Here is a 23,531-nt window from a genome sequence, read left to right on the forward strand (position 1 = left end):
TTAAAATCCCCTTATTTATTCAATTCCTCAATGAGACGTTCTTCGTCCCAAATGGCCACCTTCAGCTCGAGTGCTTTGTCGAGCTTGGAGCCCGCCTCTTCACCGGCAATCAGCAAATCGGTTTTCTTGCTGACGCTTCCTGACAGTTTGCCGCCGAGCGCTTCAATCTGTGCGCTGGCTTCCTGTCGCGTCATTTGTTCCAATTTGCCAGTCAAAACGATTTTCTTGCCTGCGAAAGCATTGGCGCCTGCCTCTACGCGGATGCGTGTGCCGGTGTATGTTAAGTTGACGCCTGTCTCGCGCAAACGTTCCATCAATGCGCGAACTTCTTCATTATCAAAATACGTGACAATGGAATCGGCCATCTTTTCGCCAATTTCATGGATTTCAACCAGTTCTTCCTTGGACGCTGCCATCAGCTGTCCCATGGTTCCGTAATGCTCGGATAGAATGCGGGCTCCTCTTTCGCCAACATGGCGGATGCCCAAACCGAACAGCAGCTTCTCCATTGAGTTGCTTCTGGAAGCATCGATCGCCGCAATCAGGTTGGAAGCTGACTTATCGCCCATGCGATCCAACTCAAGCAATTGGTCCTTGGTCAGTTTATAGATGTCGGAAATATCCCGGATCAGGCCTTCCCGGTACAATTGCTCAATCACTTTTTCGCCCAGCCCGTCAATATTCATGGCATTGCGGGATACAAAATGAATCAGCCCTTCCGTTATTTGTGCAGGGCATTGCGGATTGACGCACCTAAGGGCTACTTCTCCTTCAATACGGACAAGCTCGCTGTCACAGGCCGGACAGTTTTCGGGCATCTCAAAAGGAAGTTCTTCTCCTGTCCGCTGCTCAACGATAGCCGAAACCACTTCCGGGATTATATCTCCCGCTTTTCGGATAATGACTTTGTCGCCGATGCGAATATCTTTTTCCTTAATTAGATCTTCGTTGTGCAATGAAGCCCGTTGGACAGTCGTTCCTGCAACAGCTACCGGATCCAGTATGGCTGTCGGCGTAACGACACCTGTCCGTCCGACACTCAATTCAATGTCGCGGACAATGGTCATGACTTCTTCTGCAGGAAATTTATAGGCAGTGGCCCATTTCGGGCTTTTCGCTGTAAATCCAAGGTCCTGCTGATGAAGAAAACGATTGACTTTGATGACGATGCCGTCAATTTCATAAGACAGCTTGGTCCGGCTTTCTGTCCATTTCTCGATATAAGCCAAAACTTCTTCCACAGTTGAGCACACTTGGCGCTCCTGATTGGTCTTGAATCCGAGCTCACTCAGGTAATTGAGCGATTCATCATGTTCAGTCAAACCATAGGTCTCTCCGTCTCCTCCGATTCCGTAGATGAAGACGTCGAGATTGCGGCTTGCTGCAATTTTCGGGTCCAACTGGCGTAGTGAACCTGCTGCCGCATTGCGCGGATTGGCAAACAGCTCTTCACCGCGTTCTCCCCGCTGCTCATTCAAAGCATGGAAGGATTTTTTCGGCATGAAAACTTCGCCGCGCACTTCAAGCGTCACCGGCTGCTTTAATTTTAAAGGAATTGCACGGATCGTCCGCAGATTGACGGTTATGTCTTCACCGATACGGCCGTCTCCGCGTGTTGCGCCTTTGACGAATTTACCGTCTTCATACATCAGCGACACGGCAAGTCCATCAATTTTCAGTTCACAGACATATTCGATTCCGTTTCCAGCTCCACTGCGCACCCGTTTATCGAATTCACGCAGATCCTCTTCGCCGAAGACGTTCGATAAACTCAACATCGGCCGCTCATGCGTCACTTTGTCGAAATTGGAAATCGGCGTTCCGCCGACGCGCTGTGTCGGCGAATCCGGAAAAATCAAATCGGGATACAGTGTTTCCAAGTCGATCAATTCATTCAGCAATTGATCATAGATGGCATCCGGTACAGCCGGCTTATCCAATACGTAATAAGCATGGCCATAGTTCCGGAGCAGTTCGTTCAGTTCATTTACACGTTCTTCCGCTTTTATGCGATCCATAGGGTTTCCTCCCGATTATACTTTTTCAATCGGCGCAAATTTGGCCAATAGGCGTTTGATGCCGACAGGGCTTGGGAAAGCGATATCCAGTTCCATTTGTTCGCCTTCGCCTTTGACGCTGACGACCATGCCGGTGCCCCATTTTTTATGTTTCGCTTTATCGCCTGTTTGCCAACCGTGCTTATCGCCACCCGATTGCTGGTAGGCAGGACGCGATACAGCGAGACGCTTCGGTGCCTGCTTATAGCTGGTCGCAGCTCCGGCCCGGTGATGGGCTGTCGTTTGTTCAATCAGTTCCTCCGAAATCTCCGAGATGAATCGGGACGGCATATTGTAATTGCTTTTCCCGAATAGCGTGCGGGAAGACGCATGCGTCAAATACAGCCGTTTCTCAGCACGGGTGATGCCGACATAAGCCAGGCGCCGCTCTTCCTCCAATTCCTCGTCGTCATTATTTGACCGTGAATGCGGAAAAACGTTTTCTTCCAGGCCGATGATGAAGACCACAGGGAATTCCAATCCTTTCGCTGCGTGCATCGTCATCAAAATGATCGGACCGTCTGCATCTTCCTCGTCATCCAAGGAATCGATATCTGAAATCAATGCCAAATCTGTCAGAAAGGCAACCAGTGATTTATCATCGCTTTGTTTTTCAAATGCTTTTGTCACCGACAGGAACTCTTCCAGGTTTTCAAGGCGGCTTTCGCCTTCAATCGTTTTGTCGATTTGCAGCATGTGCCGGTAGCCTGATTTTTTCAGCACTTCCTCCACCAATTCCGTTACCGACAAATACTCCTGCATTTGCGTAAAGCTGTCGATCATCGTGCGGAACTCGAGGGCGGTCTGTGCCGTTTTAGGGGTCAGCCCCATAAAATCGGCTTCCTGCAAAGCATCCATGATGGTGCGGTCCTGTTCAATCGCAAAACGCGCCATCTTCTCAAAAGAAGTCGCCCCAATGCCACGCTTCGGTTCATTGATGACACGGGCCAATGACAAATCATCGTCATTATTGGCAATCAACCGCAAATACGCCAGCAAGTCTTTGATTTCCTTGCGGTCGTAGAACTTCGTTCCACCGACGATGGTATAGGACATATTCGATTTGACGAACATCTCCTCCATGATACGGGATTGTGCGTTGGTCCGGTAAAGGATTGCAAAATCCGAAGTCTTATAATGTTCTTCATCCATCAATTTCTGTATCGTCTGCACGACAAACTGTGCTTCCTGGCGCTCGTCTCCCGCTTTATGCAAAGTGATTGCCGGGCCTTCATCGTTGTCGGTGCGCAACTCTTTCGGATAACGGCTGGTGTTCTTCTGGATCACGTCGTTTGCTGCTTGCAGAATGCGCTTAGTCGAGCGGTAATTCTGCTCGAGCATGATCACTTTGGCATTCGGGTAATCTTTTTCAAATGACAGGATGTTGGTGATATCCGCTCCGCGCCAGCGATAGATCGACTGATCCGAATCCCCGACCACGCAAATATTCTTGAATTTGCTGGCCAACTTCTGGACCAATTGGTATTGGGCATTGTTGGTATCCTGGTATTCATCGACGTGGATGTAATGGAATTTATTCTGGTAATATTCCAGCACTTCCGGGACCGTATTGAATAAATTCAACGTCGTCATAATCAGATCGTCAAAATCGAGCGATTGGTTTTTCTTCAGGCGTTTTTCGTAAGCCAGATAAACTTCAGAAACCGTCTTTTCATACGGATTGAACTGATTCATGTCAGCTGCAAATTGCGCCGCATCGATGCATTCGTTTTTCGCCGATGAAATGGCATTCAGCATCGTCCGAGGTTCATATTGTTTCGGATCCAGGTTCTGCTGTTTCAAGACATTCTTGATGACTGTCAGTTGGTCGGTCGTATCCAGAATCGAGAAATTCTTTGACATGCCCATGCGGTCGATATCGCGACGCAGAATCCGTACGCACATCGAGTGGAACGTTGAAGCCCACATGCGCTGCCCTGTTCCATGCCCCAGCAATCCATCAATGCGGTTCCGCATTTCGCGCGCTGCTTTATTGGTGAAAGTAATCGCCAGGATATTGGATGGGTAAACTTGTTTTTCCAGCACCAAATAAGCGATGCGATGTGTCAGCACGCGTGTTTTCCCTGAGCCTGCACCCGCCATGATCAATAGGGGGCCTTCAGTCGTTTTGACCGCTTCCGCTTGTTCCGGGTTCATTCCGTTCAGTAAGTTCTTCGTTATTAATTCCATTGTGCACCACCTCGAACATTCGTTCTTATTATTATAGCGATTAGTCAGCCGTTTCCGCAACTGCCTCTACGGTTTCAATCGCTTTTTCGATGTTTTCATAAATGATATTGCCGACGACGATGGTATCAGCAGCAGCAAGTGCTGCTCTCGCCTTATCAGCTGAATCGATTCCGCCTCCGTAAAACATACGGGTTTCGTCCAGAACTTCTTTCACTTTCCCTGCCAGTTCCATATCGCCGTAAATGCCGCTGTACTCCAGATAAAAAATGGGCAGCCGGAAAAAATGTTCGGCCAGCCGGGCATAAGCCACGACATCATCCGCCGATAAATCCGTTTTGGCTCCGGTCAGTTTGGCGGCTTTACAGTCCGCATTCAAAATGCAATAGCCTTCCGCCACCATTTCGTCCCATTCCAATATCTCACCGTATTCTTTAATAGCTTGATGATGGAAACCTTTGATCCACTGCGGATCATCACTGTTAAGCACCGTCGGGATGAAATAGTAATCAAAGCCGGGCGCGACAGAATCAATTGTCGACACTTCCATAACGATCGGCAGATTATAAATTTGTATGCGTTCCGTCAATTCAAGGACATTGTCGAGTGTGACATTATCACTGCCGCCAATCAAGATGGCATCGGTCCCGGATCTGCAAATTCGTTCCAAATGTCCATCCGTAATCTCTTTAGCCGGATCTAATTTAAAGACATGCCGCCATGTTTTGAAGTCCATTTAATTTCACCTGACTTTACATCGATTATCATCTATTTATTATAACAAAAAAACCGAACAGAGTCGGTTCTCTGTTCAGTCTTTTGGAAGTTCAAACGGTTTTTCGTCGGGATACAGGCGCCCAAGCATTTCATCATAGCCATCATTTCCGTAGTTAAGGCAACGGCGGACACGTGAAATAGTCGCGGTACTGGCACCCGTTTCATTCTTGATTTTTTCGTATGTTTTTTTCATACGAAGCATATGTGCTACTTCCAAACGCTGTGACAGCGATTGAATTTCACTGATTGTGCATAGATCATCGAAAAAGCGGTAAGCTTCTTCCTTATCCTTCAAAGCCAGGATCGCTTCAATCAGCTGATCTGTCTGATGGCCTCTGATTTTATCAACTTGCATGCAGCTTCATCATCCTTTCATTGCTACGAACATCAAGGCGTATAGCTGACGGACTGTTCCATACCGGGTGCAGTCGGAACAACATGGAACCAGGTTTTCCCCGGCACCAATTTCACCGTCTCACCGTCTTCTGTCGGTACGGGCATCCCGTCTATCGAACTCCATTCTATTTCACGGACGCCGCCCGCCTGGAACAACAGCGCTTTTCCACCGTTTTCCAGATCAATTGACTGGCGCCCTTCAGAATCGACAGTTTCGTGCGGCGCTTCAAAAACCAAAACATTTGAGACTTTCACTGTTTCCAAGGTCTCTTTATCGGTTGTCGGTACGCCACCGGACGATCGGCTGTATAGATGTGACTTGCTGTCATATGTATACTCATTGAAAAACAACTCGTTTGTCCCGTACGCTACGCTTACCGAAAGAGCCTGTTCCTTAAGTTTAGCATTTTCCGCCGAGTCATAGAAATAATAAGGTGATTTCCATCTGTATTCAGTTGAAGCCTGCACATTCCCCATGGCTGTTTCGATATTTTCCGCAGTGATATAAGAGTTATGGGGAGCAACACGATCGCTTGACCGCTGAAACAAAGTGCCATCATGTTGAATGCCATTCACGTGGTCAACCACCCCAGATTCCAGCATCACTTGAGCAGCGGGGCTGTAGCCATGAGCAACAAAAAAAGCATCAGAAGCAGCTGCCAACTCGACAAAATACTCCCTTGCACTGCGGATGGGACCAATGGTTTCCGGAAAATCACTTTGGTACAAAGCCAAAAACCGGGTGATGTCGTATTCTGCAATCATTTCAAAAACCATATCCGCTTCACCCAATCCGGTTTGCGGACGGGCATCCGGATGATTATTGATGACTGCCATGACCGTTCGGCGATTGGTCGGAGGAGTCGCTTTTTCACCAGTGTATGGGGCAATTGTCAATGAGTTCTCCACCGGTGGCTGCTCTTCCGGGTCTTCTTTCATGATTATCCAAAAACCTGCAGCAAATACAGCGAGCACCAGTAAAATAAGCATGGCAAAAATCCAATTCTTCATATCATTACCTCATGAACGCCGGAAACAGGATCTTTTTATTCATGACATCGTAAATGCCTTTTTGTGTCACGCGGACATATGGCAGATGAGTCGCCTGCAAAAACAGCAAGGTATAAACAGCATCGCCATGCTTGTAGCCGCGTTCTTTCAATGCTTTCTTCAAGGCCTGTTCCTGGACGATCAATTGTTCCATCGGCAAATCCGACATCACTCCGCCATAGGGCAGCGGCAGAGATTCTATAATCTCTCCATTTTCCGTCAGGATGATGCCGCCTTTCAGGCGTTTCAATTCATTGAAGGCAATCCACATATCTTCACGATTTTTGCCGATCAGGATAATATCGCCCGTCGTCGTATAGGAAGATGCGAACCCATCAAGTCCCGGTGCGAAACCTTTAATCAATGTATTGACGCGCCATTTGCCTTTTTTATCGATCAGCATTAAAAAGCTTTCATCATGTGTTTTTGATAAATTGGAGTCATGCGTGTCAACACTGACAGAATAGGGTTTCGTGATGACATCATTGACCATTTCAATACCGAAAGGCATCGAAAACTGGAAGTCGTCATCCGTCAGTTCATAGTCGATTTCAAGATCCGGAAAAATCGACCAATCGATATCTGGTAAAGACAGGACTTTTTCTCCGTCTTTCTTCAGCCAAACCCCTTTTGAAATAACACCTGAAGGGACCGGATTTTCTAATGTATCAAGAATGTTCAAGTTGGCGTAACGGCCTGTCGCAATCAATCCGTGGAGGCTTGTTACGTTGTAATAACGGGCGACATTATAAGATGCCATCATATAGGCGTCGATCGCCGGTACACCGGCCTCCAGGGCGATTTTGATGCACAGGTCCATGACACCATCCAAATGAAAGGCTGGCGTTGAACCGTCTGTCGTCATCATCAATTTATCGAAGACGTTCAACTCGCGCTCGACAATCCCTTTCAGCAAATGCGGAAGATCCGGCCGAATGGAAGAGTGGCGGAGTGTGACTCCATAGCCATGAAGCAGGCGCATTTCCACTTCATCCACAGTCATCGCTTCATGGTCGCCATCTGCTCCAAGCAGCCGCATGCGAGCCAATGTTTTCTCTGACGCACCTGGGAAATGCCCTTCAATTTTTTTCAGCCCCATTTTGGCTTTTTGGATCCAGTACAGCATCTGGTCGTCACCCGCCATCAGTTTCGGCCAGCCCGTCAATTCGCCGCCGAGCAATACATCTTGGCGATCCAGCCATTCGCCCACTGATTTGGAAGTGAATAATCGGTCTTCCTCATTCAACTCTGTCTGGGAATCAAAACGCGTCCACCAATAAAAACTGAACGGCAATTCCGCCATCTGGTCCAACAATGAAAACGCTTTCTCATTTTCCAATGCTAAAAAAAGCGTGAGGTTATCGGAAAGGAACATCGTCGTTCCGCCCTGTGCCGCATGATCGGCAAAGCTTATGGGATTGTATAACTGTGAAGGATGGACATGAGGTTCTATGTATCCAGGAACGATGTATTTGCCGGTCATATCTGCTACTTCCGTCGAAGCATCCACTTTCGGCATTTCTTTTCCTGCATAGACGATACGATCATCAGCAATCCATATATTTCCTGTCATCCATTTCTTAAAAATTCCATGAAGATATGTTGCGTTTGTCAAAACGAGATCCGGCGCTGTTTCTTTTGTAACAATTTTCAACTGTTTGCGAATCTCTGTATTTTTCCATAGAGGATTAACCATTTGCCGGCACCTTCTTTCTACAAGTTCAATACTTAATATAGTAGCATAATTATGCACGCAATTACAGGTTTTGCCTGCAAAAACACGAACATTCTGATTAAATCCGGACACAAAAAATCCACGCAGAATGCGTGGATCTTAGAAATTCATTATTTTTCAACAGGATCGCTGAATGGTTTTAAGACATCTGTTTTTTCTTCTTCCTGGAAAGTCAAAACGTCTGCAACCGAATCATAAGATTCGCCGTAGAACTGTTCGTCTTTATAGGTATGGATATCCTGATACATTTTCTTCATGCCTTCGAAAATCTCTTCTTCTGTTTCTCCCCCCGGAGTCCAGTAAAGGATTTCCATTGAATTTTCTTCCCCCGTCGCCAAAGAACGACGGCAATATCCAATCGATGATGCGTGTTCGAATCCTTCGCGCGCATAAAAACGCAGGCGTTTTTCCGTGTCAGTGTCTTCGTAATTGACCGGTTCTACTTCAAGGATGATCGGTTTGTTTTTATCCTTCAACATTTGAAGCGTCTTTTTGCCAAGTCCCATGCCGCGTGATTCTTTTGATACGAATAAATAATCGACAAACGTGAAATTCGGGAATTCCGCATACATCAACACATGATAAGGACCCTCATCTTTGTAATAGACGCTGCCTTTTTCCTTCAATAACGTATCCATATGCTCTTTTGATTTCATTTCTTCGACTGGAAAGTACTGATTTAACTTTTCATACCAATTCATAATCTGTCTCCTTTCAAGTTTAAGTGCCCTGCTGATTTTGTTTCTGGGGTCGTAATGGGTTTGCCATTCTGGAGTTTAAATAGAGGTAAACGTGGGCTGTTGAAAATCCTCAACTTTACTTTTATCACCTAAGGACAGGCAATAAAAAAAATGACACATCTTCTTGTCGAATTTGTGTCACCTAAAATTATATCATATAAAAAATCATTATGCACGCCATCCGATGTCCGTTCGGTAGAAAAAGCCATCCCAAGGCAGGCTGTCCAGTTGTTCATACACTTTGTCCTGAGCGCCCCGGATAGAAGGCCCACTCGCTGAAACGAGCAGCACACGCCCTCCATTGCCGGCATATCCACCGTTCAAACGCTTCGTGCCTGCATGTGTCACTTCAACGCCGGAAAGCTTTGATAGGTCAGGCAAAGGAGTGCCTTTTTCGACTGTTTCCGGATAGCCCTCCGCTGCAATGACTACACCAAGCACTGCCTGATCATCCCATTCCAACTCGGCCGGCTTTCCGCTCAAAATCGCAGCCATAAAGAGACCAAAGTCAGATTTCATGCGCGGCAGGACCACCTGCGTTTCCGGATCTCCAAAACGCGCGTTGAATTCGATGACTTTTGGGCCTTGTTTGGTCAAAATGACTCCAGTATAAAGAATGCCATTAAAAGGCGTCCCTTCCGATGCCATTGCCTGGACTGCCGGTTCCACAATTTTTGTGAAAGTCTCATCGACAATTTCCTGTGATATTTGAGGAACAGGCGAGTAGGCACCCATGCCGCCGGTATTCGGTCCACGGTCTCCATCAAATGCCCGCTTATGGTCCTGCGAAATGACCATCGGATAAATCCGGCCAGCCTGGACAAATGACATGAACGAAAACTCTTCGCCATCCAAAAATTCTTCAATGACCACTTTGGATCCCGATTCGCCGAACTTCTGCCCTTCCAGCATGTCATTGACAGCAGAAACAGCCTCTTCCTCCGTTAACGCCACAACGACTCCTTTACCGGCTGCCAGACCATCTGCTTTAATGACAATCGGTGCTCCGTGCTGACGGATAAAAGCGATGGCTGGAGCAACTTCTGTAAAAGTTTCATAGCCAGCAGTCGGAATGCTGTATTTCTCCATCAATTCTTTCGCGAAAGCTTTGCTGCCTTCAATTTGTGCAGCTTGTTTGGATGGACCGAAAATGCGCAGCCCTTTGGCTTCAAAAAAGTCGACGATGCCTTCTGACAATGGCTGTTCAGGACCAACAAAACTGAAGTCCACTCCTTGCTGTTGAGCAAAGTCCGCCAGACCGGCAAAATCCATTTCATCGATTGCCGCTATTTCAGCGTCTTCCTGCATCCCATCATTTCCAGGAGCTGCAAAAACTTTCGTGACCGACGGGGATTTCGAGAACTGCCGGACAATGGCATGTTCCCTTCCGCCTCTTCCAATAACCAATACCTTCATTTTGCTCCACCTCGATTAATGTTTGAAATGACGGACGCCTGTAAAGACCATGGCAATCCCGTATTCGTTCGCTTTATCGATCGAATCCTGATCTTTCTTGGATCCGCCCGGTTGGATGATGGCTTTAATGCCTGCTTGTGCAGCAGCTTCCACTGTATCGTTCATCGGGAAGAATGCGTCTGATGCCATGATGGCTCCTTGAGCTGCTTCGCCCGCCTGCTCCAACGCAATTTTAGCCGATCCTACGCGGTTCATTTGGCCCGCACCGATCCCTAATGTCATCTCCGAATTGCAGACGACGATGGCATTCGATTTAACATGCTTCACAACACTCCAACCAAGCTTTAGCGCTTCAAGCTCTGCTGCTGTCGGCTGGCGTTCTGTTGCGATGTGGATATCTGCATCATCATATCCGTAGACATCCGGCTGTTGGATCAACAAGCCGCCTTCAACGGTAACGGTGTTCCATTTGTCTGTGGTTTGGCTATCGAATGGAATCGTCAAAAGACGGATGTTCTTCTTTTGTGTCAGCAATTCGATGGCTTCATCTGAAAATGCTGGAGCGATGATGATTTCAAGGAAGATCGTCGCCAATTGCTTGGCTGTCTCTGCATCCACTTCACGGTTCAATGCCACAATCCCGCCAAAAATGGAAGTTGAGTCGGCTTCGTAAGCTTTTGTGAAAGCATTTGCAATCGTTTCGCCTGTACCGACGCCGCATGGGTTCATGTGTTTGACAGCGACTGCTGCAGGCATCTTGAATTCTTTAATGATTTGAAGAGCAGCATTGGCATCCTGGATATTGTTATAGGAAAGCTCTTTGCCATGCAATTGGTCGGCATTGGCAATTGAAAAATCCGATCCAAGCGGGCTGCGGTAGAAAGCGGCTTTTTGGTGAGGGTTTTCCCCGTAGCGAAGCGTTTGGGACAATTCATAAGTAAGCGTCAATTGATCCGGGTATTCTTCGCCCGTCAGGTCAGTCAAATAGTTGGAGATATAAGAATCATAAGCGGCTGTATGGCGGAAAACTTTCGCTGCCAATCGGCGCCGCGTTTCAGGTGTGGTTTGACCATTATGTAATTCAATCAATACTGCTTCATAATCGGTTGCATCGACAATAACAGTGACGTAAGCATGATTTTTTGCAGCAGAACGCAGCATCGTCGGTCCGCCGATATCAATGTTTTCAATTGCATCATCCACAGTGACATCCGGTTTGGCGATCGTTTCACGAAATGGGTACAGGTTGACACAGACGATGTCAATCGGTGAAATGCCGTTTTCAGCCATTTGTTTTTGGTGATCGGCATCATCGTGTTTGGCCAACAATCCACCGTGTACAAGAGGGTGCAAGGTTTTTACACGGCCTCCCAAAATTTCAGGAAACTTAGTGATTTCATCTACTGCAGTGATGGAAACCCCATTCTCTTCAAGAAACTTCTTCGTTCCCCCTGTCGATAAAAGTTCGTAGCCCATCTTTTCCAATTCTTGTGCAAATTCCAATATCCCGGATTTATCCGATACGCTGAGTAATGCTCTTTTTTTCACAAATAGTCCTCCTATAGATTAAGACCGACAATTTTACCGGTCGAATAATTGCTGCAAAGTTGCAGGATATAATTCATGTTCAATCTGATGGATCTGTTGCTCGACTTCATCACGCCCACGTCCTGCAACCAGGAATGACTGCTGCGTAATGATGCTGCCTGTATCCATGCCGGCATCCACGAAATGTACAGTAACGCCTGCTCTTTCCGCACCTGCTGCCAATGTTTGGCCAATGGCATCTTTCCCCGGAAACGCCGGAAGCACAGAGGGATGAATATTGACGATGCGGTTCTCATAAGCTGCCAGCAGAACTGGACCGATCAAGCGCATGTAACCGGCCAAAACGATCCATTCCACTCCGAGCTCCTGCAGTTTTTCTTTCAGCATCTGCTCGTAAAGCTGCTTGGATTCAAACTCAGACGGCTTAAAAGCGAAAGACGCCACTCCTGCCTTGCGTGCACGTTCTATTACATAAGCTTGTGGCTTATCGGTCACAGCAAGCACCAATTCCGCCTGCAGACTGCCGCCGGCAATAGCGTCGGCAATGGCTTGGAAATTAGAACCGTTTCCTGACGCAAAGATAGCAATTTTCGGTTTAGTGCTCATCCAATGTGCCGTCCTGTTCACCTTGGAATTGAACGCCTGCCGTTTTTGAGACGCGGCCGATAGGGAAAGCCTGCTCACCATTCTCCCGAGCTGTTTTCAGCACCTGTTCCGCATCTTCTGGATCAACCGCCAGAACAAAACCGATGCCCATATTGAAGACCGAATACAGATCGCGGTCCGCAAGTTCCCCTTTTTCCTTCAATAGGGTGAAAATATCAAGAACCGGCCAGCTGCCGATCGTGATTTCTGCACCTAATCCTTCCGGCATCATCCGCGGGATGTTCTCGATAAAGCCACCGCCTGTCACATGGGCCATGCCATGAATGCCGGTTTCGTTGCTGATGGCAGCTACTGCTTTTGCGTATATTTTAGTTGGCGTCAACAGTGCGCCACCAATTGGACCAAGTGATTCAAAGCCTTCAACCGTTTGTTCAAGCGTAAAGTTGTTTTGTTCGAAAACGATCTGGCGAACCAGCGAATAGCCGTTGGAATGGATACCACTGGAAGCAAGGCCGATCAGGACATCACCCGCAGTGATTTTTTCTCCTGTGACGATTTTGGATTTCTCCGCAGCCCCCACCGCAAAACCGGCGATATCGTATTCGTCTTCTTCATAGAGCCCAGGCATTTCAGCAGTTTCCCCGCCGATCAATGCAGCACCGGCCTGGACACAGCCGTCCGCTACACCTTTGACGATTTGTTCTATCTTTTCAGGAACCGCTTTGCCGACTGCGATATAGTCAAGGAAAAATAAAGGTTCCGCACCTTGTGCAACAATGTCATTAACGCACATGGCGACACAATCGATGCCGATTGTATCGTGGCGGTCCGCCATGAATGCCAGCTTCAGTTTCGTGCCGACGCCGTCCGTTCCGGAAACAAGAACCGGTTCTTTCAAATTCAGCTCAGATAAATCGAACATGCCGCCGAAGCCCCCAAATGCACCCAGCATTCCTTTGCGTGCTGTCCGCTCCACATGGGATTTCATGCGGTTGACCGCTTCGTAGCCTGCTTCGATATTGACGCCTGCTTTTTCATATGCTTTTGACACACCGGTTCCCCCTTATTTCACTTTTTCTTTTTCATGCGGCAACACTGTATCCGGATAAATATTGGTTGGGTATTCCCCTGTAAAACAAGCGAGGCAGTGTCCGCATTTCGAACCGGGATCTGTTCGCCCGATGTTTTGGACCATGCCATCCACCGACAGGAATGTCAGTGAATCCGCTCCGATAATTTCACGCATTTCTTCTACCGTATTGTTGGCGGCAATCAATTCGCCTGCCGTGCTGATATCAATGCCGTAAAAACATGGATTCTTGATGGGCGGTGAACTGATGACAACGTGTACTTCCGTGGCGCCTGCTTCTTTCAGCAAGTTGACGATGCGCCGTGAAGTCGTGCCGCGGACGATTGAATCATCCACCATAATGACGCGTTTGCCTTTCACTACTTGGCGGACAGGCGATAATTTCATTTTCACGCCTTGTTCACGCAAGTCCTGCGAAGGCTGGATAAATGTGCGCCCCACATAACGGTTTTTGATCAATCCCAATTCATAGGGAATGCCGCTTTGTTCCGAATAGCCGATGGCTGCCGAAATACTGGAATCCGGAACACCCGTCACGACATCCGCTTCAATCTGCACTTCCTTCGCCAATTGAACGCCGAGGCGCTTTCTTGCGGTATGGACGTTGATGCCGTCGATATCCGAATCAGGACGTGAGAAATATACGTATTCCATCGTACAGATTGCCCGTTCTTCCGGATATGCAAAGCGTTCTGCGCGCAGGCCGTCTTTTGTGATGATCAAAAACTCACCAGGTTCAACCGAACGAACAAATTCCGCTCCGACTATATCAAAAGCACAAGTTTCCGATGCCGTCACCCAGGCATCTCCAAGTCTTCCAAGAGATAAAGGGCGCAGTCCGTTCGGATCCAAAGCAATATACATCGCTTCTTCCGTCAAAATAACGCAGGCAAAGGCACCTTTCAATAAGGACAAGGCATTTTTCGCTTTTTCTTCAAACGTTGCATAACCGCTTCGTTTGATTAAATGAGCCAGCACTTCCGTGTCGGAAGTTGTTTGAAAAATGCTTCCTTGGCGTTCCAGGTGGCCTTTCAGCTGCGTGGCATTGACCAAGTTGCCATTATGGGAAATTGCCAAACTGCCGGTCGTTGAATTAAAGAGCAGGGGCTGCACATTTTCAATGCCGCTGCCCCCTGCTGTTGCATACCGTACATGGCCAATCGCGCCATGCCCTGCAATCTTTTCAATCTTTTCAGGCGTAAAGACTTCACTGACCATGCCTTCACCTTTTAATGGACGAAGCCCCTCCCCGTCCGTCGACACAATTCCAGCACCTTCCTGGCCGCGATGCTGCAGTGCATGCAATCCGTAATAGGTCAATTGAGTCGCATTTGGGTGGCCCCATATTCCAAAGACGCCACATTCTTCATTTAAGCTTCTGATTTCAGCAAGCATGGGATAGCTCCTTTCCAAGCTGAGCGAAGTGCAGCGACTGAACCATTGATCCAAGCCGTGCCATCTTCGCCGTTGATGACTAAGTTGTCTCCCGTGACTTGGCCGATTTTCTTGGCATCTGATACCATCTCTTCAAATTGTGCTGCTTTTTCAGGGCTGACCGTCACCACAAAACGTGATTGCGATTCGCTGAATAAAGCTGTTGTCGCTGAACCTGACAAGGTAACATCCATTCCCAATCCGTTGCCGAAAGTTTTTTCGGCTAATGCAACGGCAACGCCGCCTTCTGCAACATCATGTGCCGAAGCAACAAGCCCCTGCTGGATAGCTGACAGGATTTCCTGTTGGCGTTTTGCTTCCACTGCCAAATCGATAACCGGTGCTTTGCCGAAAATACGTCCTTCGACCATTTTTTGCAGCTCACTGCCACCGAATTCCGTAAAGCTTTCCCCGATCAAATAGACCAAGTCGCCTGCTTTTTTCGCATCTTGTGTCGTTACGTGCGAAAGGTCTTCAACAAGGCCCACCATGCCGATGGTCGGCGTCGGGTAAATGGCAGTGCCATTGGTTTCATTATACAACGAGACGTTTCCGCCGATAACTGGAGAATCCAGGATTGTACAGGCTTCAGACATACCGTCTGCCGCTTTTTCAAGCTGCCAGAAAATCTCTGGTTTCTCCGGGTTTCCGAAGTTCAGGCAATCGGTGATGGCAAGAGGTTTTGCACCCGAAACGACCACATTGCGCGCCGCTTCCGCCACAGCGATTTTCCCTCCGGTTTCCGGATCCAAATAGATATAGCGGGAGTTGCAATCCGTTGTCATGGCAAGGCCTTTATTGGTGCCGCGGACACGGACCACTGCCGCGTCCGATCCCGGGCTGACCACTGTACTTGTGCGTACTTGATGATCGTATTGATCGTAGACCCATTCTTTTGAAGCGATGGTCGGCTGTTTCAATAGCGCCGTCAAGGTTTCATTGTAATCTGTGATTTTCGGTTCTGCATTGTCCAACTGTTGGAATTCAGTAAAATAAGCTGGTACTGCTGATGGCTTGTGGTAAACCGGTGCGTCTTCTGCAAGAGCATCAACCGGTACTTCTGCGACGATTTCCCCTTTGTGCTTCAGACGAAGTGTGGAATCATCTGTCACGGTGCCGACAGTGACTGCATCCAGGCCATATTTCTCGAACAACTCGACAATTTCAGGCTCGCGGCCTGCTTTTACGACAATGAGCATACGCTCCTGTGATTCAGAAAGCATCATTTCGTAAGCGGTCATACCAGTTTCACGCTGTGGAATATGGTCCAGGTCCATCTCGATGCCGGATCCGGCTTTAGAAGCCATTTCAGCTGAAGATGAAGTCAATCCAGCTGCCCCCATATCCTGAATGCCGATCAATGCATCCGACTTGATCAATTCCAGGCAGGCTTCCAGTAAGAGCTTCTCCATAAATGGATCTCCCACCTGTACAGCCGGTCGGTTCTTGTCAGAGCCGTCTGTCAGCTCCTCAGAAGCAAAAGTGGCTCCGTGGATACCGTCACGCCCTGTTTTAGCGCCAACGTACATCACCGGGTTGCCAGTGCCTTTAGCAATGCCTTTTTGGATATCTTCGTGATTGATCAAACCGACACACATCGCGTTGACCAGCGGATTGCCGTCATACGAATCATCAAACTGGACTTCGCCGCCGACAGTCGGGATGCCGATGCAGTTTCCGTAACCTGCAATTCCGGCAACCACTTCTTCAAACAAATATTTCACTCGTGGAGTTGTCAATTCACCAAAACGCAGTGAATTCAGCAACGCAATCGGCCGTGCACCCATGGAGAAGACATCGCGGATAATTCCGCCGACGCCAGTAGCAGCCCCTTGATAAGGTTCGATGGCAGAAGGATGGTTATGGGATTCCATTTTGAAGACGACTGCTTGCCCGTCGCCGATGTCCACAATCCCTGCTCCTTCTCCTGGCCCTTGCAGGACACGTTCTCCTTTAGTCGGGAATTTCGCCAAAACCGGTTTCGAGTTTTTATAAGAACAATGTTCAGACCACATGACCGAGAACAACCCGGTTTCCGTGTAGTTCGGCAGTCTTCCCAGGATTTCTTCGACCATGGCGAATTCCGCATCCGACAAGCCCATTTGCTGATAAACTTTCTGTTCCTTTATCTGAGCTGCATTTGGTTCAAGCATGACTGACATTTGCTTCCCTCCACTGTTTTACAATTGATCTGAATAAAGCCAATCCATCTGTGCCGCCGATCAAATCGGATACGGCGCGTTCCGGATGCGGCATCATGCCGAGAACGTTTCCACGTTCATTGATGATGCCCGCGATGTTATTGCGGCTGCCGTTAAAATCATCTGCATAGCTAAAGACGATTTGATTGTTTTCTTTGAGGTGGTTATAAGTCGCATCGTCGCAGAAATAATTGCCTTCTCCGTGTGCGATTGGAATTTGGATTTCCTGTCCCTGCTCGTATTCGTTTGTGAACAAAGTATTATTGTTCTCAACTTTCAATCCGACCGTACGACACATGAATTTCAGGTTTTTGTTGCGCAATAAGACGCCAGGCAACAGGCCTGCTTCCGTCAAGATTTGGAAGCCATTGCAGATTCCCAGAACCGGTTTTCCTGCTTCTGCCGCTTTTCTCACTTCATCCATAACACCCGAGAATTGAGCGATGGCGCCGCAACGCAAGTAATCGCCGTATGAGAATCCGCCTGGCAGCAAAATGCCATCGTAGCTGCTCAAATCTTTTGAGTCATGCCATACGTATTCCGCTTCTTCACCCAATTCATCCTTCACCGCGTGGTACATATCCAAATCACAATTGGAACCAGGGAAAACAATCACTGCGAATTTCATTGCGAGACAACCTCCTCAATTTCAAATCGATAATCTTCAATCACCGTGTTGGCTAATAAACGATGGCACAATTCATTGACTAGGGCATCCACATCCCGTTCGCTGTCTCCGATGACCAGTTCCAGGTATTTGCCGATCCGTACGTCTTCCACTTCACCATAGCCCATTTTATGAAGAGAGCCCATAACTGCAGAACCTTGCGGGTCCAAAACGCTTTCGCGCAGTGTTACGTATACTTTTACTTTTTTCATGAATGTTGTCCTCCTAGACGAGTTAAAATGAGTTCGTACGCTTCAGTCAAATTCCCCAGATTGCGGCGGAATACATCTTTATCCAATTTTTGTTTCGTTTCCATATCCCAAAGGCGGCACGTATCCGGCGAGATTTCATCTGCCAATAGAATGTTGCCCGCTGTATCACGGCCAAATTCAATTTTGAAATCGACCAGATCCACACCGATTTCTTTGAAGAAACCGATCAACACTTCGTTGATTTTCCGTGCTTTCTCCTTAAGCTCAGCCACTTCTTCTGCAGTCGCCAAGTTCAGCATGTCGACATGCTCGTCCGTAATCAGCGGATCGCCTAAGTCATCATCTTTCAGGTAAAATTCTACGACCGGGCGGCTGATGGCGACGCCTTCTTCAATTCCAAGGCGTTTGGCCATGCTGCCGGCTGTGATGTTGCGGACCACCACTTCCAATGGAATGATGCTGACTTGCTGCACCAATTGTTCATGGTCAGACAATTGCTTAACAAAATGAGAAGCAATGCCCGCTTCCTGCAATTTCGTGAAAATCAGTGACGTGATTTTATTGTTCAAAATGCCTTTGCCGGCGATCTCCTCTTTCTTTTCACCGTTGAAAGCCGTTGCTGAATCTTTATATTCCACCCACAAAATTCCCTGTTCATCCGTTGCATATAAGCGTTTTGCTTTTCCTTCGTACAATAGCTGACCTTTTTCCATTTTTAGAAGCCCCCGTTTAGTTTAGTCCAAGTCGATTGAAGATCATGTCCACTTGCTGCAGGTGATGGTTGTAATCGAAGCAATCATCCAATTCCTCTTTAGACAATTTAGCTGTAATGGTGTCGTTTGCTTCCACGATTTTGCGGAAATGCGTCTGGTTTTCCCAGGCTTCCATTGCACATGGCTGAACAGTATCATAAGCCGCTTCGCGAGCCATCCCTTTATCGATTAAAGCCAATAGGACACGCTGCGAATAAATCAACCCGAGCGTTGAATCCATATTGCGTTTCATGTTTTCAGGGAATACCGTCAAGTTTTTGACGATGTTTCCGAAACGGTTCAGCATGTAGTTCAATGCAATCGTCGCATCCGGCAAAATCACCCGCTCTGCAGATGAATGCGAAATGTCCCGCTCGTGCCATAAAGAGACGTTTTCGTAAGCTGTCAGCATATAGCCACGGATTAGACGAGCAAGCCCTGTCATGTTTTCAGATCCGATCGGGTTGCGTTTGTGAGGCATTGCCGATGAACCTTTTTGGCCTTTAGCAAAGAATTCCTCTACTTCACGCGTTTCTGATTTCTGAAGGCCGCGGATTTCCGTAGCGAATTTTTCGATCGATGAACCGATCAAAGCAAGAACGCTCAAATACTGTGCATGGCGATCGCGTTGCAAAGTTTGTGTTGAAATCGGTGATGCCGCAAGGCCTAACTCTTTGCAGACATACGCTTCAACAAATGGATCGATATTGGCGTAAGTTCCAACTGCTCCGGACATCTTGCCGGTTTCAATAGAAGCAGCAGCAGCCTCAAACCGTTCCAGGTTGCGTTTCATTTCCTCATGCCATAATGCCAGCTTCAAACCAAACGTCGTCGGTTCTGCATGGACACCGTGTGTGCGGCCCATCATGACTGTCATTTTGTGTTCTTTTGCTTTATTTGCGAGAATTTCGATGAAGTTTGTCAAGTCTTTGCGGATAATGACGTTCGCCTGTTTCAATAAATATGACAAAGCTGTATCCACAACATCTGTTGACGTCAATCCGTAATGAACCCATTTGCGTTCTTCGCCAAGCGTTTCAGATACTGCTCTTGTAAAAGCAACCACATCGTGGCGGGTTTCTTCTTCAATTTCCAGAATACGGTCTACTGAGAAAGAAGCGTCTTTGCGGATTTTCGCTACATCTTCTTTCGGAATATCACCGATTTCAGCCCAAGCTTCACATGCCAGAATTTCTACTTCCAGCCATGCATTGTATTTGTTTTCATCCGTCCAAATTGCGCCCATTTCAGGTCTTGTGTAGCGTGCGATCATTTTAAAGTTCCTCCAATTATTCCGGCCAAATGCCGGATGTCTCTATTTCACTTAAAGTCGCCTTTAAGTCTTCCGTTAATATCGTAACATGTCCCATCTTCCGTTTCTGCTTCGCTTCATCTTTTCCGTACAAATGAACCGACCAATTCGGGAATTGTGCGATTTTTGAAGTGAGCGGCGCAACATGTTCACCCAATATATTGACCATCACCGCCTCAGACCATAAAATGGGCTGCCGCAGCGGCCATCCGCAAACTGCACGGACATGCTGATGGAATTGCGAGATGTTCGTCGCTTCGATTGAATAATGCCCAGAGTTATGGGGACGCGGTGCCAGCTCATTGACAATGATGCCGCCGTTTTCCAAAACGAACATTTCAACCGCCAAAGTACCGACCATGTTCAGCTGAGCCGCGATTTTCTCAGCTGCCTGCTTTGCCAAATTGACCGTCTCTTTATCAATACGTGCTGGAACAATGGTCTGATGGAGGATATGATCTTTGTGGATATTTTCACCGATCGGCAAAATCGCCGTTTCTCCATGCACATTCCGTTGGATGATCACTGAAATCTCTTTCGTGAATTCAACGAATGCTTCTGCTACACATTCACCGTTATCGAATAAAGCTTCAGCCAGATCCATCTCGTCATGAGAAGAAACCGTCTGCTGTCCTTTGCCGTCGTAACCGCCACGTGCCGTCTTTACAACAAAAGGAAATGACAGCTGACTGCTCTTCTCCTTCAATTCCTGAAATGTTGAAGCTGTAATGTAATCCGCTACAGTCACGCCCGCTTCAGAAATGGCCTGTTTCTCCAAAATCCGGTTCTGCGTCACTCGAATCAATTCGGCTCCTTGGGGTACGTAAGCAATTTCTGAAAGCTTCGTTAATCCTTCTGCATCGATGTTCTCGAATTCATACGTAATGACATCGCTGACTTCAGCCAATTCCTCTAAAGCCTGTTGGTCATCAAAAGGCGCAATGATTTGAATGTCAGCCACTTGGCCGGTTGGAGAATCCATTCCGGGATCAAGAACCGCAATTTTAAATCCGGCTTCTTTTGCTGCCAGTGCCATCATCCGTCCCAATTGGCCACCGCCGATAATGCCGATTGTCTGTCCTGGCAAAATCGTTTTCTTCATATCAAGTCACCTGAACTTTCCATCACAGCAGCAGCTGTCCGGTCACGCCGGTCCTGCAGCGCTTGTGCCACTGCTTCATCAGCCGTGCCTATTATTTGAGCTGCCAGCAACCCGGCATTGACAGCACCCGCTTTGCCGATAGCTACCGTAGCCACTGGCACACCGCCTGGCATCTGGACTATGGATAACAAGGAATCCAAGCCGTTTAATGCTTTGGATTGAACGGGTACGCCGATAACCGGCAATGTAGTCTTTGCTGCTACCATACCTGGCAAATGCGCAGCCCCTCCTGCCCCTGCAATGATGACGTGAAGCCCACGCCCCCGAGCTTGTTCAGCATAGCTGAACATCAAATCCGGTGTACGGTGTGCGGAAACCACTTTCTTTTCATAGGCCACACCCAGTTCATCCAACACATCACACGTATGCTTCATTGTTTCCCAATCACTCGTACTTCCCATAATGACGCCAATTCGCGGATTCATTGAAACACTCTCCTTTAAAAAATAAAAAGCCCTCAAGTAAACTGCTCACATAACGTGAAAAGCAGTTTACTTAAGGACTGTACATGAAACGATTTATGGATGAGGACATAGAGAGACCTCTCCTTCGCTTAACGATCCACTAAGTTGCTTTCCCGCATAGTCCGGACATTTACGGTGTCCTGGTAGAGACGCAGAAGCCAATTCTTCTGCATATATGGGGTATCCTCTTTTATCATAACAACTCCATGAAAGTACGTCAATAATAAAGTCGAACAATTATTTATACGGTTATCAAATCGTTCGTGTTTATTAGATCTAAAATGTTATTCGCTCAGTTTACTTCCTTTAAATTTAACGATTTGCCGTATTGGCACGGGTTGACCGTTTATTTCCTCGAACAACGGCTCTTCTTTCCGCCCTACAGCCGCATACCCTTTTTCTCGCATGCGATCCAAACAATCTGAGATGGATTCATTTTCTTCAACTTCAAACCATACTGTATTCTTGCTCATTTATACAAATTGCCCCTTTTCACTGTTTTCACCCAAAATCCACCATGGATCGTCTTCGCCTCATAGGCAATGATAAACGCCTTTGGATCAATTTCCTGTATGGCTTTATACAATTTGAGTTCCATTTTGCGAGGTGTCAAAATTTGCATCGACTGTCGGCCACCGTCACGGCCATTCGCATTCCAATCTGTTACACCATACCCTTTTTCTCGAAGTTGGTTCGGCAGGTATTCACCTGCCTCACTCGTGATGACGTTTACAGTAATATAGCCAAGAGCCATTTTTTCTTCAATTTTGGAACCGATAATTACGCCGGACCCGTAGCCTAAAGCATAGGCAATCAGGTTTTGAATCTGGTCCAGATTATCAAGAACCAACCCGAGACCTACTATATAAATAACAACTTCCACCATACTGACGACGGCAGCCAAATAGCGATAACCTTTTAAAGTCATAATCATCCGCACCGTAAAAAAAGTTACGTATACGATATTGATCGAAAAAATGATTAACACCATTAACCACGGATTTACATCCAATTTCTACACCCTTTCACTTTTCAACAATAATTACTGTTCATCTTAGGGGAAAAAACGGCAGAATGCAAGAGAGAAAAGACGGAGAAGTCCTGCTGTATAAAGGAAGCTGGCATTTCGTCGCCTTCTTTGGGTACATAGTGAGAAAATTTCAGTGTTATACATCCTGTATCCTATTTCCTAAGCGAGATGAAGTAAGCCGCTTCTTGTTTTTGGATGCTATTTATAAGATTACAGATATACAGTATGAGAAACATGGGAAGTATGTTTTAGTTGTATTCGATGAATAGAAAGATTAATGAAACCCTGAATAGTTTGTTAACCAAAGTTTTTTTCCATCAAGCGTTGGTCTGAGGTAAAGAGCCCTCCCCATTTCAGTGACGGAGAATAGGTTCTAAATACATCCTCAAGAATTCTTTTTGCTCATTTGGAATCAGGAGTTGTAAGTTTTCTTCAATCCACATGCCCGTCTGAACACGTTGCCTAAGTAGTTGCTAGATAGCGATGGTAACTAAGTGTCTGTCTCATGTCGATGAGAAATTGGAGATTGCGTGTTTTTTTGCTATAACACCTTAATATTTAGTACAGAACCACGAAAAAAGCCGTTACCGGAATCGGTAACGACTTTCATTCATGTGCCCAGCGACGTCTTACTCTCACAGGGGGAGACCCCCAACTACCATCAGCGCAAAAGAGCTTAACTTCCGTGTTCGGGA

21 protein-coding genes, 1 rRNA gene and 1 riboswitch are annotated in these 23,531 nt (G+C 47.2%); all 22 genes read right to left on the minus strand.

What is annotated here, in order from left to right; translation table 11 throughout:
• Nucleotides 1-11: 11 nt before the first annotated feature.
• Nucleotides 12-2,018, minus strand: a complete 2,007-nt coding sequence (gene ligA, locus H9630_RS17705; protein ID WP_191716818.1) for an NAD-dependent DNA ligase LigA — start codon at nucleotides 2,016-2,018, stop codon at nucleotides 12-14.
• Nucleotides 2,019-2,033: 15 nt separating this feature from the next.
• Nucleotides 2,034-4,247 (minus strand): DNA helicase PcrA, encoded by a 2,214-nt coding sequence (gene pcrA, locus H9630_RS17710; RefSeq protein ID WP_191716819.1) that lies wholly within the window; start codon nucleotides 4,245-4,247, stop codon nucleotides 2,034-2,036.
• A gap of 40 nt (nucleotides 4,248-4,287) precedes the next feature.
• A complete protein-coding gene (locus H9630_RS17715; RefSeq protein WP_191716820.1) occupies nucleotides 4,288-4,980 on the minus strand; it encodes a heptaprenylglyceryl phosphate synthase in 693 nt (230 codons plus the stop codon).
• 75 nt (nucleotides 4,981-5,055) lie between these two features.
• Nucleotides 5,056-5,376, minus strand: coding sequence for a YerC/YecD family TrpR-related protein (locus H9630_RS17720; RefSeq protein ID WP_191716821.1), 321 nt, complete (start codon nucleotides 5,374-5,376; stop codon nucleotides 5,056-5,058).
• 32 nt (nucleotides 5,377-5,408) lie between these two features.
• Entirely contained in the window at nucleotides 5,409-6,428 is a 1,020-nt protein-coding gene (locus tag H9630_RS17725; RefSeq protein WP_191716822.1) for a DUF3048 domain-containing protein, read from the minus strand.
• Nucleotides 6,429-6,432: 4 nt separating this feature from the next.
• On the minus strand, nucleotides 6,433-8,163 hold the full coding sequence (locus H9630_RS17730) for an adenine deaminase C-terminal domain-containing protein (RefSeq protein ID WP_191716823.1): 1,731 nt from the start codon (nucleotides 8,161-8,163) through the stop codon (nucleotides 6,433-6,435).
• A gap of 149 nt (nucleotides 8,164-8,312) precedes the next feature.
• Entirely contained in the window at nucleotides 8,313-8,903 is a 591-nt protein-coding gene (locus H9630_RS17735; RefSeq protein WP_191716824.1) for a GNAT family N-acetyltransferase, read from the minus strand.
• Nucleotides 8,904-9,110: 207 nt separating this feature from the next.
• A complete protein-coding gene (purD, locus tag H9630_RS17740) occupies nucleotides 9,111-10,358 on the minus strand; it encodes a phosphoribosylamine--glycine ligase (protein ID WP_191716825.1) in 1,248 nt (415 codons plus the stop codon).
• A 15-nt stretch (nucleotides 10,359-10,373) separates the two neighbouring features.
• Entirely contained in the window at nucleotides 10,374-11,906 is a 1,533-nt protein-coding gene (gene purH, locus H9630_RS17745; protein ID WP_191716826.1) for a bifunctional phosphoribosylaminoimidazolecarboxamide formyltransferase/IMP cyclohydrolase, read from the minus strand.
• 33 nt (nucleotides 11,907-11,939) lie between these two features.
• Complete coding sequence (purN, locus tag H9630_RS17750) at nucleotides 11,940-12,512, minus strand: phosphoribosylglycinamide formyltransferase (protein ID WP_191716827.1); 573 nt, start codon at nucleotides 12,510-12,512, stop codon at nucleotides 11,940-11,942.
• Nucleotides 12,502-13,563 carry a phosphoribosylformylglycinamidine cyclo-ligase gene (gene purM / locus H9630_RS17755; protein ID WP_191716828.1) on the minus strand — a complete coding sequence of 354 codons (1,062 nt, stop codon included), beginning with the start codon at nucleotides 13,561-13,563 and terminating at the stop codon, nucleotides 12,502-12,504. The genes purN and purM overlap by 11 nt, the downstream gene beginning before the upstream one ends.
• A 12-nt stretch (nucleotides 13,564-13,575) precedes the next feature.
• Nucleotides 13,576-14,997 carry an amidophosphoribosyltransferase gene (gene purF / locus H9630_RS17760; protein WP_191716829.1) on the minus strand — a complete coding sequence of 474 codons (1,422 nt, stop codon included), beginning with the start codon at nucleotides 14,995-14,997 and terminating at the stop codon, nucleotides 13,576-13,578.
• Nucleotides 14,973-17,198: a phosphoribosylformylglycinamidine synthase subunit PurL gene (purL, locus tag H9630_RS17765; protein WP_191716830.1), complete on the minus strand. Its 2,226-nt coding sequence runs from the start codon at nucleotides 17,196-17,198 to the stop codon at nucleotides 14,973-14,975. Before purL ends, purF begins: the two co-directional genes overlap by 25 nt.
• Entirely contained in the window at nucleotides 17,182-17,865 is a 684-nt protein-coding gene (purQ, locus tag H9630_RS17770) for a phosphoribosylformylglycinamidine synthase subunit PurQ (RefSeq protein ID WP_191716831.1), read from the minus strand. The genes purL and purQ overlap by 17 nt, the downstream gene beginning before the upstream one ends.
• A complete protein-coding gene (gene purS / locus H9630_RS17775) occupies nucleotides 17,862-18,116 on the minus strand; it encodes a phosphoribosylformylglycinamidine synthase subunit PurS (protein WP_191716832.1) in 255 nt (84 codons plus the stop codon). Before purS ends, purQ begins: the two co-directional genes overlap by 4 nt.
• A complete protein-coding gene (gene purC / locus H9630_RS17780; protein WP_191716833.1) occupies nucleotides 18,113-18,829 on the minus strand; it encodes a phosphoribosylaminoimidazolesuccinocarboxamide synthase in 717 nt (238 codons plus the stop codon). The genes purS and purC overlap by 4 nt, the downstream gene beginning before the upstream one ends.
• Before the next feature lie 16 nt (nucleotides 18,830-18,845).
• Entirely contained in the window at nucleotides 18,846-20,141 is a 1,296-nt protein-coding gene (purB, locus tag H9630_RS17785) for an adenylosuccinate lyase (RefSeq protein ID WP_191716834.1), read from the minus strand.
• 16 nt (nucleotides 20,142-20,157) lie between these two features.
• On the minus strand, nucleotides 20,158-21,282 hold the full coding sequence (purK, locus tag H9630_RS17790; protein ID WP_191716835.1) for a 5-(carboxyamino)imidazole ribonucleotide synthase: 1,125 nt from the start codon (nucleotides 21,280-21,282) through the stop codon (nucleotides 20,158-20,160).
• Nucleotides 21,279-21,767, minus strand: coding sequence for a 5-(carboxyamino)imidazole ribonucleotide mutase (purE, locus tag H9630_RS17795; protein ID WP_191716836.1), 489 nt, complete (start codon nucleotides 21,765-21,767; stop codon nucleotides 21,279-21,281). The genes purK and purE overlap by 4 nt, the downstream gene beginning before the upstream one ends.
• A 137-nt stretch (nucleotides 21,768-21,904) precedes the next feature.
• Nucleotides 21,905-22,005: riboswitch (purine riboswitch) on the minus strand.
• An 85-nt stretch (nucleotides 22,006-22,090) separates the two neighbouring features.
• Nucleotides 22,091-22,279: an NETI motif-containing protein gene (locus H9630_RS17800; protein ID WP_191716837.1), complete on the minus strand. Its 189-nt coding sequence runs from the start codon at nucleotides 22,277-22,279 to the stop codon at nucleotides 22,091-22,093.
• Nucleotides 22,276-22,797: a DUF2179 domain-containing protein gene (locus H9630_RS17805; RefSeq protein WP_191716842.1), complete on the minus strand. Its 522-nt coding sequence runs from the start codon at nucleotides 22,795-22,797 to the stop codon at nucleotides 22,276-22,278. The genes H9630_RS17800 and H9630_RS17805 overlap by 4 nt, the downstream gene beginning before the upstream one ends.
• A 655-nt stretch (nucleotides 22,798-23,452) precedes the next feature.
• Nucleotides 23,453-23,531 (minus strand): 5S ribosomal RNA (rrf, locus tag H9630_RS17810); the annotation flags it as partial.

It is taken from the genome of Planococcus wigleyi, from assembly GCF_014836985.1.
Classification (GTDB): domain Bacteria; phylum Bacillota; class Bacilli; order Bacillales_A; family Planococcaceae; genus Planococcus; species Planococcus notacanthi.